Consider the following 14,115-nt stretch of genomic DNA (forward strand, 5'->3'; position numbering starts at 1 on the left):
ATACCGTTGCACGACAAAATTTCTTGTAAATGTCATCGGTAGTCATTTTTTCTTAACATATATTCTTACTAATTATAATAAAATGTACCATAATCCTATATAAAGGGAGGCATTATCTTTATGAATAGAGAATTTACAGGTAGAGGAAAACAGAAAACAGAAAATACATCTAGTACGGAAAATATACCTAGCACAAAAACTAATAAAGAAAAATTAACAGAAACAGCTATAGTATCTGCAGGAAAATCACCATCAACGGTTCAGACACATGTGCATGAATTTGTTGCTAGTACTAAACTGGCAGAAGAAGGAAATGATAGGCATAATCATCGTTTTGCTGGATTTACAAGTGAAGTAATTCCAAAAGGAGATAGTCATGTACATATAATAATGGTTAATACTGACTTTTTTAATCATCATCATAAAGTCGCAATAGAAACAGGCCCTGCCATCCCTGTTGCTGATGGAAAACATGTACACTATGTTAAAGGAACTACTACATTAGACGACGGACATGTCCATGAAATAGAATTTGCTACTTTAATTCAAAAACCTCTTATATAAAAAAAACGCTGATGATAAAAAGTCAGCGTTTTTTTTGTATCCTTCATACATGTAAAATCAACATAACGCGTTATTAGAAATACATATGGTTGCTCAATTAGCACTCGTTAACTTAATAACATCATTTATTTCCTTCATTGAACAGATCGTTTTTTTATAAATCCTATTTAAATTTAAGCACAGGACTTCGAACGATCTTTTTGTTTATTTTTTAGATCTTTTCAACTCAATTTCCTGTTATTGAAACCAACGATAACACTTCCATATAAGAATCATGAAGATTGTATATCCAAAAAAAGAATAAGAATGATGCCACGCTTCGCTATGGGTGAACCATCCTAACTTCTCCGCAAATCGTTCGGAAATGCTCATACAAAGTCCAAGCAAAATAATAAATAGGATTTTTAAAAATGAAGGTAACATTCTTGCAATCCGTAAAAAGAACAAAGTAAAGATTGGTAATATCAATAATGTAAACGCGACATTAATTGTAAATATATGCGGGAACGGTCTTACTGGAAAGTCATACATTTGTTTACTGACAAACAGTAAATCTAAATATGTTCCAATTAAACAAGAAAAAATGATAGTAGCTACAACAGCTTGAGAGTTACTCCTTCCCTTCTTCTTCTCGGAGCAGGACATTTTTTTTGACCAGTATGGCAAGTTCGATTTTTTCAAGCGTTTTGCAGTATTCATTATAAATCTTTCCATCTGCACTTTCTCCCTTATCGATTAAATAGTCCATGATGCGCCAGTCTTCAAACCAGTCTTCACTTTCCGCTTCTTCGTGATTAAGATCTTTCCATGCGTATATTAATCGTGGGCTATATAAACGATTTGCACCTTTTCTTAATTGGCAGTTCTTTATTCGACGCTCATAGAATTCACGAGAGAATGATTCGTTTACATCATAAAATAAATGTGGCCAGTAGTCTTTTCGTGAACCAGTATGTGGATGATCATGAGCCCAATTTATTACTCTTTGTAAAACGTCCTCATGTCGAAACAGCAGTGAGTATAATCGTTTTCCAAGCAAAATCCGCTCATGCAGTGAGGTGAAATGTTTCACCGTATCACCGAATAGTAATGTTTTTTGTTTGATCTCATCTTTATAGAATGGAAAAAGAATATGATTAAAGCGAAAAAAATCATAAAGTTTGAATCCAATACTACTTAGTACGGTCTTTTTAAAATGGGGATTTTGAACAACCCTTTTTTCTAAATAGCTTTGTTCATTAATGACGGTAGCAATGGCTAATGTATAGTGGTCACCTGTGCTCCAGAAATAATTCCATATTGTTTCCATAAACGTTGATACATGGAGAAAAGGTAAAAGATAAAACAGTCTTTTAGATTTTTTCACACTTTGTTCGTATAACAAAAATTGTGGATACACATCTTGGAAGATCAACCAGTTTCCTCTTTCTAAAAAAGAATAGAAGGTAAATTGATCTTTTTCTGATAATAATCTTGCATATAACTCACCTTTTAAATCTGTCATATTCCAACCACCATTACGCGATACCATATGCCCAAGCAATGCCCAGTGTATTTCAGGATATCGGAGGTAAAAGCGAAAATAAGCATGCGTTCGCGTTACATTATTTTTGTTGTGTTGTCTTGTTTGCTCTTTAATTTGATGAATTAGTATTGTTTCTTCTTCTGTTAACTTCCATGTTTTAACGGTAAGTTGCTTTTTTTCACTTTTTTTCTTTAATTCACTTTTCACATCTAAAAGAGAGTGCGGAATTGTCTTGGAAAAGTCGTTCCATTTCCTTTTCCGATCATTATGGCGCATTCCTCTCCCTCCCATTAACATAAATGTCCTTCTATTAAAGATGGATAGATTCTGGAGATACATATTAGATAATCAATTTTCTAATCTACTAATAAGGCTTTTTAAAAATATTTTAACAAAGCTACTATCAATATTTTATTACGAACGTTAAGAATACATGATGATTGTTTTTTCATTAACTTGATAACGATAAATACAAACCATATGTTAGGAAGAAAAAGAAGGCAAGCATAAATTTATGCTTGCCTTCTTTTATATTCTCCTTTAAGAATACTATATATTTCTAAATCAACGATTCCTTTCCCAGACCATAAAGTGGCCTGCCTTAATAATCCTTCTTTTATAAATCCATTCTTTAAAAGCACTTTCTTTGATATGTAATTTTCAGGAATAACTTCTGCTTGAATTCTATTTATATGAACGTCCTCAAATAAAAATTTTACGAGTGCATGAACCGCTTCAGATGCAATACCTTTTCCCCAGTATTCTTCAGCTAAAAAGTATCCGATTGTGACCATATTTACCTTCCGATTAAAATCCATTGCTTCAATGATTCCAACTAATGTATCACTTTCGTTCTTTTGGAAAATCCCCCACTTAATTCTACTTTGTTTATTATAGTCTCTCTCAAAGTGTTGAATCATCTTACTTACCGTCTTCATATTATGTTTTGGTATAATTCCACAGTATTCAAATACTTTATCGTTACTATAGATTACAAATACGTCCTGTAAATGAGCATCTTCAATTTTCTTTAATATTAAATTTTGAGATTCTAAAACTGGAAATTCTTCGAAAACTATTTCTAGATCCATGTTAATCTCCTTCTTCATATGTATTAAGCTCTATTTTTGAAATATTTGATCGCTCGGATAAGTAGCTGGTAAAGAAGTCGTATAATCCCAACTAATAATGGTCGCACTGTCTTTTCCATGCTGCCGATGTACATGCTGTAGTACTTTTTCGATTTGGTCAGTTAGCTTAGTATTCTTTTTGTCTGTATAGAGATCATTATATAAGTTAAATGGATTTTCATAATAACGTTCCTCGCATTCTAATAGACCATCTGTTACCATTACAATACGATTATGTCCTGTACGTAACTCTCGAACTCCAGATGAATAACAAGGAACTGGTAACGAAAATGTATTGATGAAGCCAATCCATTCATAGAAATTTCGTTGGTTAAGGGTGTACTGGCCTAATTTATGTAATTCATCATGAAACAGATACACCAAACAGTCCCCGATTGATAGCCACCAGAGATAGTTTGCTTTTCGTACACAAATTAAGCAAGCCGTTTCTCCTTTAACACGCTGACAAGATTGTTTAAATGATTCAGAGTGAAAAACAGATAATATATGAGTTTCTACTAATTTAAATACTGTCTCTATCGGTTCAGCTAACAAGGCTTTTAAATTAGAAAACTCATTTTGAAGTGTTTGTACTAATAATGCTGCACTTTCCACACTATAATGAGCATCTAAAATCATAGCGAGTTCCCAATCTTCATGTGCCCATACTAATACTCCGTCTTCGTTCTTTTTGGCACCAGCAGTTTTGTTTCCCCCATATCTCCCGATTATTACATTGCTGCATTGATCAATTTTCACTTGATCAATACACATCTCTTCATTCCCTACCCACGAAAACTGTTGCGATTTATCCATTATATTCATATTCATTGACCAAATACATTTTAATCCTTTCACATAATTGTTTGATTTCTTTTTCTCTCCCTAGAGGTGCACCTGGCCAAGTTGCAACTTTTGTTGGAGACCAAAATTCCTGTGGAGTATTCGGATAACGCGGGATAAGATGCATATGCATATGTGGTACACCATTTCCAGATACAAAAGCATAAATATGTTCCACACCTTCGCATTCTTTTAAAGCCCGGCTCACTCTGCTAACGATGAGCCCGAATGCTTGTGCTTCTTTTTCGCTTAATTCCGCCAGTCCTGGTATATGTCTTTTCATATCGATCATCAGATAACCTAAATATGTTTCCTCTTCTTCCCAATAAACATGTCCAACATAGACAAGGTCATCTTCGTAAATAACACCGCCTGGTACAGATATACTTTCATCGTGCTTCATACAAATAAAACAGTTTTGATTATGAGAAAACATACATAATCCTCCTATTATTTATTTGTTATTTTAAAATTTCTACTAATTTATCTAATGGCAATGCATGTACTTGTCTTTGTTTTTGTCCTGTTATACCTTCTGCCATACACATAGAATTAATAATTGCTTCTTGAACAGATTCAATTGCCGCTTCAAAAATAAAATCTAGCTGTTCAGATGGAAACATATCGACAGGATAAGCTTTTTCATTATCGTAAGAATAACAATTTCCAGTTGAAAAAGTTAGGAAAAAATCGCCGCTTCCTTCTTCTCCAATCCCCCCTAATTTAGCCATTGCTAGCGATGCTCTTTTTGATATTCTTTCACATTGTGAAGGCAATAACGGAGCATCTGTTGCGACTGTAACGAGAAGAGAACCTGCGTTTTCCGGAGTACTCCATGGCAGTGGTACTTCGATTTCATTTAATATACTGCCAACAGGTTTGTTATTAATAATAAGATCTTCTCTTCTACCAAAATTGGTTTGTACAAGAGCACCAACTGTATAAGTACCTGATTCACATTCAATAATTCGGGAAGCGGTACCGATTCCGCCTTTAAATTCAAAACAGATCATTCCTGTGCCGCCACCAACATTTCCTTCTTCAACTACTCCAGATTTGGCATGGATAATCGCTTCTTCTAAATCTTCATATGTCATGGAGGTTTTTTCTAGATCACTTAACCAGCCATCCCACGTCTCTGCCACTATTCCATTTGAAAAAGGTTCTAAACTTTCTATTCTTCTTGTAGCACGCGAAAGAAAATGATGAGCTAATCCAAGTAAATGACTGCCAGTAAAAATAATAGGAGTTACTAAAGTACCTGTTTCATCAATCCAATGACTTCCAGTGAATTCACCAGTTCCATTAAAAGAAAAGAATCCTGCTGGAAAATGTGACCCAGCTAGATTTCCGTTGTTAGGTAAAATAACTGTAAGTCCTGAACAAACATCTGTGTGTAAAATTGTTTTGTGACCGACGATTACACCTTCTACATCAGTAATTGCGTTACATGTTCCTGGTTTCAATTTTCCGATATTAATATCTAAATCTCTTAATCTTTTCCTTTGCATTACAAACCCCTTAAATAATATGTATTTTATATTTCAATATTAAAGAATATATAATATTTTGATTTTATTCCATTAATTGAGAAAATTCAATTCAAAAAAGAGGTTATTGAACGATAATGTTCTAACAACCTCTTTGCAGTATTAACCGATGATTCCGTCTACAATACCGTATGTTTTTGCCTCTTCTGCGCTCATAAAATAATCCCGTTCCGTATCATTCACTATCTTTTCAATAGGCTGCCCAGTTTTATCGGCAATGATTTGATTGATATGTTCTTTCAACTTCAAAATTCGTCTTGCGGAAATTTCGATTTCGGTTGCTTGCCCTTGCGTTCCGCCGAGTGGTTGATGAATCATAATTTCGCTATTTGGTAAAGCGAATCGTTTCCCTTCTGTCCCTGCCAGTAGCAATAATGCTCCGAATGAAGCCGCTAAACCGATACAAATGGTTTGTACATCCGGTTTAATATAATTCATCGTATCTAAAATCGCAAAGCCAGCAGAGGTAGAACCACCAGGACTGTTTATATAAATAGATATGTCTTTATCTGCATCTTCTGCTGCGAGGAATAATAACTGCGCAACAACACTGCTGGCGACTTGATCATTAATTTCTTGACCAATCATAATGATTCTATCCTTTAATAATCTTGAATAAATATCATACGAGCGTTCTCCAAGTTTTGTTTGCTCTATAACATAAGGAATCGTATTCATGAAAAATCCCTCCACCATTTTAGTTTAAGCAGCACATGAGAAACAGTTGTAAGAAGATTTTTGGTGTAATAAAAGTAATGGTTGTTGTAGCGAAATTCGTGAAAAATATAGCGTTGGTACAAGTTTTACCAATAATTCAGGTGTTTGTTGCTGAATTGCTTTTACAAGTATTTCAGTTTCTTCTTCCATGTCTTTTGAAGGTACAAAGCGTTCCTCTTCTTTTATCGTTTTCAATTTATTCCGTGTTCGAAACAATGAAGCTTTTACTGCTCCTTCTGTCATAGAAGTAATGGCCGCGATATCAGCTAAGCTATATTCAAACACATCTTTTAATAAGAAAATGACAGTTTGCATTTCATTTAAACAAGATAGTATTGTTTCAATTAAAGCATATAATTCAGCAACGTTTGCATGCGGTTCATAAGAAGCTTCTTGAGTATTTTCTCTTTCACAAGTTTTTATTCGCATTTGATCCAGCCATTGATTACGAGCCACTTTGTATAACAACGTTAAACAAATACTTTGGTTCCATTCCTCATTCGTATATTTCTTCAATACTTTACATATCGTTTCTTGTGCGAGATCTTCTCCGTCCCATGTGCTTTGTGTTAAAAATGTACAATAACGCTTTAGTTCTGCATAATGTTTAACAATAACAGATTTATTTAATTGTTGAACATCCGAATCGGATTGTGAAATCAGCTTTCTTTTCGTATTCAAAGTGATCACTCCTTTTAAGCGCGCTTACTTAATAAACGATTTAACAAAGAAAAAAGTTACGGCACTTATGAATTTTTTACAATCATTTTTTCACTAATGGAACGTTGTATATTTTTATGTTTATCTTATACATGGCAAGGTGATAATTATGTTATTCATATTTTATATAAGGAGGAGATAAAATGCCAAAAATAACTGTTCCAGGAACAGGAACTTTTGAAGTGGAAGAGGGAACAAAATTAGTATTAGCGCTAGAAGATAACGGTGTAAATATCCTTCACCGCTGCGGTGGGAAAGCAAAATGTACAACTTGCCGAGTGGAAATATTAGATGGTGATTTTTGTGAACCTAACAAGGTTGAAAAACATGCATTTGCTGAAAAAGGTGTAGAAGATTACTTGCGTTTATCATGCCAAGTGTATGTAAATGCAGATATGACAGTACGCCCTGTCTTAACAGTGGAGACTTCCGGAATGGATGCGGGACCAAGGCCAACTGAATAATTGTACGATGAGGAGGTACTACGTTGGATACAAAGCGCTTAGCTGGTGAATACGCTGTTGATTTCATAAAAGATGGTATGACAATTGGACTTGGTACGGGTTCAACTGTATATTGGACAATACAAAAATTAGGAGAACTTGTAAGAGAAGGCCTATCAATTCGCGGTGTACCTACTTCTAAACAAACAGAACAACTTGCGAAAGAGTTACAAATTCCTTTAGTGTCTTTATCTGAAGTAGATGAACTTGATTTGACTATTGATGGAGCAGATGAAATAAGTGATGATTTACAATTAACAAAAGGCGGCGGTGCACTTCTTCGCGAAAAGTTAGTCGCAACTGCATCAAAACAGCTTATTATTGTAGCAGATGAATCTAAATTAGTGTCCCATTTAGGGCAATTTCCGTTGCCTGTTGAAGTTGTTCCTTTTGCAGCAGAGCATACAGCACAGAGAATCTTCACTTTAGTAGGCTGTACAACTACTTTACGTCTTCAAAATAATAAACCTTACATAACAGACAATGGAAATTTCATTGTAGATTGTGCTTTCCCTGAGTTCATAGCAAACCCAATTGAAACACATCAATTTTTGAAAACATTAACAGGTGTGGTTGAGACAGGATTATTCATTAACATGGCTCATATAGTTATTATTGGTAAAAGTAATGGTGTGAAAAAATTAATATCTCAGAACAAATAGATGTAGCCCTAAAGGTACTAGTATAAAGTACTTTTTTGCGCTACATCTTTTTAATTTCTGTTCTAGTTTGATTAAATATCTATCCTTTCTTCATACAATTCTCTTGGAATTTGTTGAATTAAAGGGGAACATGTCCCTGAATAAAAAATCCGTAAGTCATGTAGCGATCGAGTACATCCGACATACAGCAATTTAGCATCTTGTTTTGTTTGCTTATAGTGAGCCTCATCTACATCGATAAGTAGTACTGCGTCAAATTCTAATCCTTTTGCTAAATAAACAGGAACGACTGAAATACCGCCTTCATATTTACTTTGATTGGCTTCTATTATATTTGTAGAAATACCAGCTTCTGTGAGCTTTCCGTATATCTCACGGCACTCTTCCTCAGTTCGCCCAATGATAGCAATCGTTTTTACATGTTGTTCTTGCATGGTCTTTACAGTAGATAAAACAGATTGAAATTGATCATTTGTTGAGATGATTTTTACACTTTCACCGCTGCGAAAAACAGGATTAGCAAGTCCTACTGGAATATTGGCATTTTGAATGACTTCATTTGCAAAGTGAATAATTTCCTTTGTTGAGCGGTAACTTCTCGTTAATTCGTAATACTGGGCATTTTGATTAAATACTTCTTGAAACTGTTGCCAATCGTGAATACCTTGATATTCATGAATAGCTTGTGATAAATCACCTAAAATAGTAAAGGAGTTTCCAAGTGTTATTTCTTTTAAGATGAAAAGTTGAAACGGGGAAAAATCTTGCGCTTCATCAATCACAACATGATGAAACTTTTGCCCAGGTTTTATTCCCTCTAAATAGTGATGAATATAGATAAGCGGTGCTAAATCTTCTAGAGTAACCTCTTTTTTTCGGCAATTTTTTGCTGTTTCTTGTACAAGTTCAGCCGGCAACACACTTAAAATATTTTCTTGTTTCATTAACATACTGTAAAAGGATAGCGCATTCATCTTCGGCCAAAACTTTAAATAGCTATTAAGTCTTTGCGTTGCTTGTTTTTTTAGTTGCTTCCTTTTATTTGTGTCTGAGATCATCTTGAGTTCCATCTCAATCCAACGTTTCATACGAGCAACAGTCCGTTCTCTTCGCTTTCCTAACGGATAGTGTTTATATTCTGTTTCAAACCACTGTTGAATTACCTCTCCTTGTAGTACTGAATAGTCCCAAGGCTCAAAATCTTTCGTTAGCACGATACTTTTTTCGTAGTTGCACAGACTCTGATTGATAACCACTTGAAAGTCCATGGACCCTTTTAATTTACCAGCCGCTATCTCATCTTTGTCCTTTTGAATAGCGAATGCTTGTTGTAATTGTTTATCAGTACTCTGTACAGAAACACTATTTTCTAAAATATGTAATGCCCAATCTTGAAACGTAGTTTGATGAATATCACCAACACCAAGCTCAGGTAATACGCTGGATATATAATCAAGGAATATACTGTTAGGTGCAAAAACTATCATTTTCTCAGCGCGAAGCTGCTCGCGATATTGATAAATTAGAAAAGCAAGACGATGCAAGGCAATCGTTGTTTTTCCACTACCCGCAACACCTTGAATAATGAGAGGGACATTTTTTTCTGCACGGATAATTTCGTTTTGTTCTGATTGAATCGTTGAAACGATATCTTTTAACTTGTTATCTTTATTTTCCCCTAAGCGATAGAGAAGAAAGTCATCCGCAAGTGATAGATCATCACTTCCTCTTACATATGTATCTACAACTCGTTCTAATATTTGCTTTCGAATAGCGATGTTCCGTTTTAAGTGAACAATTCCTTCAACGATTCCTTCTGGAGAATCATAAAAAGCTATATCCTCTCCTCCAGTAAATGAATAAAACATACTTGCAACAGGCGCTCGCCAATCAACAACAATTGGCTGCTGTGTTTCTTCATCAGAAGCGCCAACTTTACCAATATAGACAGGTTTTTGCTGTAGCTCTCCTTCTTCTTGAAAATCTAAGCGTCCAAAATAGGGTTCCTGACTGGCGATTCGAAGTCTTTGTCGGCTAGATTCTCGCATAGTTTCAAGCACTTGTTCTGTAAAATTTTCTCCATGATAAACTGGAATATTCTCTAGCTTATCCAATTGCTGATTAATTTGCAAAAGCGTGTTATTTAATTTCTCTAACTCTAGTTCAAATATTTCCTTCATGTTCGTAATTCCCTCCTATTCGTTGAAATTTTCAGTCGAATATTAATTCTATTAAAAATGAATCCTATAAGTCAAGTGTTTAGAGGGACTTTCTAAAAAAATCTATATTAACTCTTTAATCCACGCTGACGAAGGAAATTGTTCTTTTAGGGCACTCGTTAACCATAACTTTTGTTGTTCATTCATATATGGTATATATGCCTTAAAATCTTGTTCATCTTTTATTCTGCCCTCTTTTGCTTTAAAGAGCAGCTGCCATTCAGGGGCAATAAATTTACGTCCAAGTGCATCTTCATGAACAAAGTGCTTATAATCCATCCATATATTTTTATTTTTTCGAAATAAAACTTTGTTATTTTCCTTATCTGTTAATAATATCTCGATGAAACCTTGTTCTTTGTATAGATGTAAACCATATCTTGGAAGAGCTATATCTTCTAAGTTTAAACATGGAACGACTCGCCCCTCTCCTGGAATAGCTACATAAATGTCCCAATCAGAGAAATATGTAAAGATTTCTTCAGCATGTTCTCTAAAAATACAAATATCTATGTCTTCATGTGTTCTCGTTACTACTCCTATTCCTAAGTCAATAGCCCATCCCCCTGCAACAAACCACGGATGTTTGAAATTTTTCATGATTTCAACAATAAAATTGAGTTGTTTCGCTTGAATCATAGTCATTCAACTCCTTCTTCTCACGATATTTTTAGTTTAAAATAAAATTCAATTGAAAAATTGTTTAGATCAAAAAGAATCATATAAGTACTTTTGCAAAATCAAAAGGAGCTATCTTTCTGAGAATAGCTCCTTTTGAAAACCACTAAATTATTTTTCGGGAGTTTACTAATTCTGTACTCCCTTATGTTCAATAATGCGCTTCATCGCTTGAATTTGTCCTAAGTGATTTGCTTCATGCATTAATGAAAGACCGGCTAATTCTCCAAAGGTTCCAAGTCCCATAAATGGTTTTTCCAGCGTTTCATTTAACTGTTCAGCAGGAATTTGTTGAAGACGAACTAATTGATCTTTCAACTCTACGATGAGTTTATCTACAGTAGGTACATCTCCTTTCCAATCAGCCGGCTTTGTGCCGTTTCCAAATAACTCGATATAATTTGCAGGAAGATGCGTCGTTTTATGTGGAAAACCGAGCATAAACTGTTCAGTAACCGTTAATACATGGCCAATATGCCATTGGATCGTATTGTTAAAACCATCTGGCTGTACATTTGTTATTTCCTTCGAAAGTGATTCTACGTTTTTAATAAAATAACCTCTTGTCATCGCAAATTGTTTAAATATTAGTTTATTCATACCTTACGCCCCTTTCAAATCCCTTTTATTCATTAACGTATTAAAAATCTCGACAAATCAGAAGTCGTATGAAATAAAGATCGATTATATTCTATACGAATCATTCATATCATGTAAAGCGGAATGACTTCATACAACTTATCATTTGTTCATTTGTATATAAGCACGAATCATAAAATAACTAATACTATCGGGAAGCTGTTCTTTAATAGCCTTTAATCCACCTTCAGCTTGCTCTACTGCGGATGCAATCATAGATTCATATTCTTTCGGAACAAAGCTTGGCCAATCTACTTCCATCCCTTCCTCAAAACAACGAATTAAATGATTTTCTACAGTTTGCATGGACAGTTCGCGTACCTCAGCGATATGAGAAAGTGTATCTCCCTGTTTATACATTTCATATGTAACATGATGAGAATTTTTCATTGCCTTTTTCGATTGCTTTCGTTCTGTTACAATTTCTGTCGTAATCATCGTATCTATATCAGGATTCTGTTCGAGGAAATTTGTGATAACTTGTAAAAATATATTACCGTATTTCTCAAGTTTATGCTCACCTATACCTTTTACCTGTAGCATTTCTTCTCGTGTTTTTGGCAGTTTTGTACACATATCTTGCAATGTTTGATCAGAGAAAATGACAAACGGTGGTACTCCTTCTCCTTGTGCAATTTCTTTACGCACATGACGTAACTCTTCGAATAGTGGATGATCTTTCACAATTTGTTTTGTTTCTACTCGTTCTTTTTGGAAAATAAGCTGGTTACCAAGTAGAACCTCTTTCCCTTTTGTTGTTACTTTTAATGTAGGATACGTCCCATGCTCAACTGCAATGAGTTCCTCTGATATCAAAAACTCAATAAATTCGCTAACGTCTTTCATACTTCTGTTTGATAACAATCCATATGTCGGTAACGTATGGAAATTAAATTCGATTACCTTTTTATTTTTTGATCCAGTTAATACTTGCGCTATCATTTGTTTACCGAAACGTTGATTTGTTCGAATCATACATGAAAGTACCATTTGTGCTTCCTTTGTAACATCGACACTATTTCGATCGTCTGTACAATTGCCGCAGCGACCGCAATCTTGTTTTGGTTCTTCGCCAAAATATTGTAAAATAAATGATTGCAAACAATTTTCTGTATGGCAGTAATCTGTCATATGTTGCAGTTTCTCTAGTTCATTAGAAAATCGAGAAGCTCCTGTTGACTGGTCAATTAAATATCGCTGTACTTGCACATCTTGCGGAGAATAAAGTAGGATACATTCACTATCTAAGCCATCACGTCCAGCACGTCCAGCTTCTTGATAGTAACTTTCCATATTTTTCGGAAGTTGATAATGAATCACGTATCGAATATTAGATTTATCAATTCCCATTCCAAATGCAGATGTTGCAATCATTACATTTACTTCATCTCGTAAAAAACGTTCTTGCTGTTCATTACGATCGTTATCATTCATACCAGCATGATAACGTGCTACAGAAACGTCTTCTTTATTTAGTTTTTCATAAAGTTGATCGACAACTTTACGTGTCGCTGCATAAATAATACCCGCTTCTTTTTTATTTTGACGAATATATCCTGACAAAAAGTCATCACGGTCTTGTCCTTTTACAACGGAAAACGATAAATTTTCTCGTTCAAAAGTCGTCATAATCGTATTATGTTCTGCTATTCCTAAAGTACTGCAAATATCTTGTCGCACTTGCGGCGTTGCTGTTGCCGTCAATGCAAGTACAATTGGCTGTACCGGAAGATAATCAAGTACTCGATGAATGTGTAAATAACTCGGACGAAAATCATGCCCCCATTGTGAAATACAGTGTGCTTCATCGATTGCAATTAACGGGATTTTCATATCAATCAGTTGATCAATAAAATCAATAGAATCAAGACGCTCCGGCGCAATATATAACAATTTATAATGTCCTTGTTTTGCTAGTTGGATGCGTTGATTTGCTTCTGTAATTGAAATAGAACTGTTAATATACGTAGCGGGAATTCCGTTTTGTGTTAAGGTATCAACTTGATCCTTCATAAGTGAAATAAGCGGAGAAATAACTAATGTTGTGCCCTCTAATACTAATGCCGGAATTTGATAGCATAAAGATTTCCCGCCGCCTGTTGGCATAATGCAAACGGTATCTTTTCCATCCAATATATTTTTAATCGTTTCATCCTGCCCTCTACGGAATGACGAGTAGCCAAAATAGGAAGCTAAAAGTTCTTGTGCTTTTGTAAACAAAAAAGATTCACCTGCTTTTCTTAGTCTTTCATCTATTAGTATTATACCATTAGTCAAAAGTCATTGTACTCTCTAGTTCTCTCCAACGCTTCGCATGCTTACGAATAATTATTAACAACTCATGCAAAGCTAGAGAAAATCATTT

At 34.7% G+C, this 14,115-nt stretch carries 15 protein-coding genes; 3 read left to right on the forward strand and 12 right to left on the reverse strand.

Annotated features, from left to right (window positions below; all coding sequences use genetic code 11):
- The first annotated feature begins 120 nt into the window (after positions 1–120).
- The gene (locus AB1284_RS10275; RefSeq protein WP_429749647.1) at positions 121–564 is read left to right on the forward strand and encodes a YmaF family protein; all 444 of its coding nucleotides are present in this window, start codon (positions 121–123) and stop codon (positions 562–564) included.
- Between the two features lie 237 nt (positions 565–801).
- Here AB1284_RS10275 and AB1284_RS10280 read toward each other — a convergent pair whose 3' ends face one another.
- From AB1284_RS10280 to AB1284_RS10315, 8 genes are all read right to left on the reverse strand, one after another.
- The gene (locus tag AB1284_RS10280; protein ID WP_429749645.1) at positions 802–1,209 is read right to left on the reverse strand and encodes a CBO0543 family protein; all 408 of its coding nucleotides are present in this window, start codon (positions 1,207–1,209) and stop codon (positions 802–804) included.
- On the reverse strand, positions 1,175–2,365 hold the full coding sequence (locus AB1284_RS10285; protein ID WP_429749644.1) for a DUF2515 domain-containing protein: 1,191 nt from the start codon (positions 2,363–2,365) through the stop codon (positions 1,175–1,177). Before AB1284_RS10285 ends, AB1284_RS10280 begins: the two co-directional genes overlap by 35 nt.
- A gap of 236 nt (positions 2,366–2,601) precedes the next feature.
- Positions 2,602–3,180 (reverse strand): GNAT family N-acetyltransferase, encoded by a 579-nt coding sequence (locus tag AB1284_RS10290; RefSeq protein WP_429749642.1) that lies wholly within the window; start codon positions 3,178–3,180, stop codon positions 2,602–2,604.
- 30 nt (positions 3,181–3,210) lie between these two features.
- Positions 3,211–4,044 (reverse strand): protein phosphatase 2C domain-containing protein, encoded by an 834-nt coding sequence (locus AB1284_RS10295; protein ID WP_429754300.1) that lies wholly within the window; start codon positions 4,042–4,044, stop codon positions 3,211–3,213.
- Positions 4,028–4,498: an HIT family protein gene (locus AB1284_RS10300; RefSeq protein WP_429749640.1), complete on the reverse strand. Its 471-nt coding sequence runs from the start codon at positions 4,496–4,498 to the stop codon at positions 4,028–4,030. Before AB1284_RS10300 ends, AB1284_RS10295 begins: the two co-directional genes overlap by 17 nt.
- Positions 4,499–4,523: 25 nt before the next feature.
- Positions 4,524–5,573 (reverse strand): P1 family peptidase, encoded by a 1,050-nt coding sequence (locus AB1284_RS10305; RefSeq protein ID WP_429749638.1) that lies wholly within the window; start codon positions 5,571–5,573, stop codon positions 4,524–4,526.
- A 141-nt stretch (positions 5,574–5,714) separates the two neighbouring features.
- Positions 5,715–6,305: an ATP-dependent Clp endopeptidase proteolytic subunit ClpP gene (gene clpP, locus AB1284_RS10310; RefSeq protein WP_429754299.1), complete on the reverse strand. Its 591-nt coding sequence runs from the start codon at positions 6,303–6,305 to the stop codon at positions 5,715–5,717.
- A 9-nt stretch (positions 6,306–6,314) separates the two neighbouring features.
- A complete protein-coding gene (locus tag AB1284_RS10315) occupies positions 6,315–7,010 on the reverse strand; it encodes an RNA polymerase subunit sigma-70 (RefSeq protein ID WP_429749636.1) in 696 nt (231 codons plus the stop codon).
- 182 nt (positions 7,011–7,192) lie between these two features.
- On the opposite strand from AB1284_RS10315, the gene AB1284_RS10320 reads away from it, so the two are divergent.
- A complete protein-coding gene (locus tag AB1284_RS10320; protein ID WP_336480741.1) occupies positions 7,193–7,513 on the forward strand; it encodes a 2Fe-2S iron-sulfur cluster-binding protein in 321 nt (106 codons plus the stop codon).
- A gap of 23 nt (positions 7,514–7,536) precedes the next feature.
- Positions 7,537–8,214: a ribose 5-phosphate isomerase A gene (rpiA, locus tag AB1284_RS10325; RefSeq protein ID WP_429749634.1), complete on the forward strand. Its 678-nt coding sequence runs from the start codon at positions 7,537–7,539 to the stop codon at positions 8,212–8,214.
- Between the two features lie 71 nt (positions 8,215–8,285).
- On the opposite strand, the gene AB1284_RS10330 is transcribed toward rpiA, so the two are convergent.
- The 4 genes from AB1284_RS10330 to recQ form a co-directional block, all read right to left on the reverse strand.
- Complete coding sequence (locus AB1284_RS10330; RefSeq protein ID WP_429749632.1) at positions 8,286–10,394, reverse strand: HelD family protein; 2,109 nt, start codon at positions 10,392–10,394, stop codon at positions 8,286–8,288.
- 102 nt (positions 10,395–10,496) lie between these two features.
- On the reverse strand, positions 10,497–11,078 hold the full coding sequence (locus AB1284_RS10335; RefSeq protein ID WP_429749630.1) for a nucleotidyltransferase domain-containing protein: 582 nt from the start codon (positions 11,076–11,078) through the stop codon (positions 10,497–10,499).
- Between the two features lie 162 nt (positions 11,079–11,240).
- Positions 11,241–11,711 (reverse strand): DinB family protein, encoded by a 471-nt coding sequence (locus AB1284_RS10340; protein ID WP_429749628.1) that lies wholly within the window; start codon positions 11,709–11,711, stop codon positions 11,241–11,243.
- 141 nt (positions 11,712–11,852) lie between these two features.
- The gene (recQ, locus tag AB1284_RS10345; protein ID WP_429749626.1) at positions 11,853–13,970 is read right to left on the reverse strand and encodes a DNA helicase RecQ; all 2,118 of its coding nucleotides are present in this window, start codon (positions 13,968–13,970) and stop codon (positions 11,853–11,855) included.
- Positions 13,971–14,115 lie beyond the last annotated feature (145 nt).

It is taken from the genome of Bacillus sp. S2(2024) (assembly GCF_050474045.1).
Classification (GTDB): domain Bacteria; phylum Bacillota; class Bacilli; order Bacillales; family Bacillaceae_G; genus Bacillus_A; species Bacillus_A yunxiaonensis.

Coding starts and splice junctions, on each gene's coding strand:
- AB1284_RS10275 (WP_429749647.1), top strand. CDS start 121: ATGAATAGAGAATTTACAGGTAGAGGAAAACAGAAAACAGAAAATACA.
- AB1284_RS10280 (WP_429749645.1), bottom strand. CDS start 1,209: ATGTCCTGCTCCGAGAAGAAGAAGGGAAGGAGTAACTCTCAAGCTGTT.
- AB1284_RS10285 (WP_429749644.1), bottom strand. CDS start 2,365: ATGCGCCATAATGATCGGAAAAGGAAATGGAACGACTTTTCCAAGACA.
- AB1284_RS10290 (WP_429749642.1), bottom strand. CDS start 3,180: ATGGATCTAGAAATAGTTTTCGAAGAATTTCCAGTTTTAGAATCTCAA.
- AB1284_RS10295 (WP_429754300.1), bottom strand. CDS start 4,044: ATGAATATAATGGATAAATCGCAACAGTTTTCGTGGGTAGGGAATGAA.
- AB1284_RS10300 (WP_429749640.1), bottom strand. CDS start 4,498: ATGTTTTCTCATAATCAAAACTGTTTTATTTGTATGAAGCACGATGAA.
- AB1284_RS10305 (WP_429749638.1), bottom strand. CDS start 5,573: ATGCAAAGGAAAAGATTAAGAGATTTAGATATTAATATCGGAAAATTG.
- AB1284_RS10320 (WP_336480741.1), top strand. CDS start 7,193: ATGCCAAAAATAACTGTTCCAGGAACAGGAACTTTTGAAGTGGAAGAG.
- AB1284_RS10330 (WP_429749632.1), bottom strand. CDS start 10,394: ATGAAGGAAATATTTGAACTAGAGTTAGAGAAATTAAATAACACGCTT.
- AB1284_RS10335 (WP_429749630.1), bottom strand. CDS start 11,078: ATGACTATGATTCAAGCGAAACAACTCAATTTTATTGTTGAAATCATG.
- AB1284_RS10340 (WP_429749628.1), bottom strand. CDS start 11,711: ATGAATAAACTAATATTTAAACAATTTGCGATGACAAGAGGTTATTTT.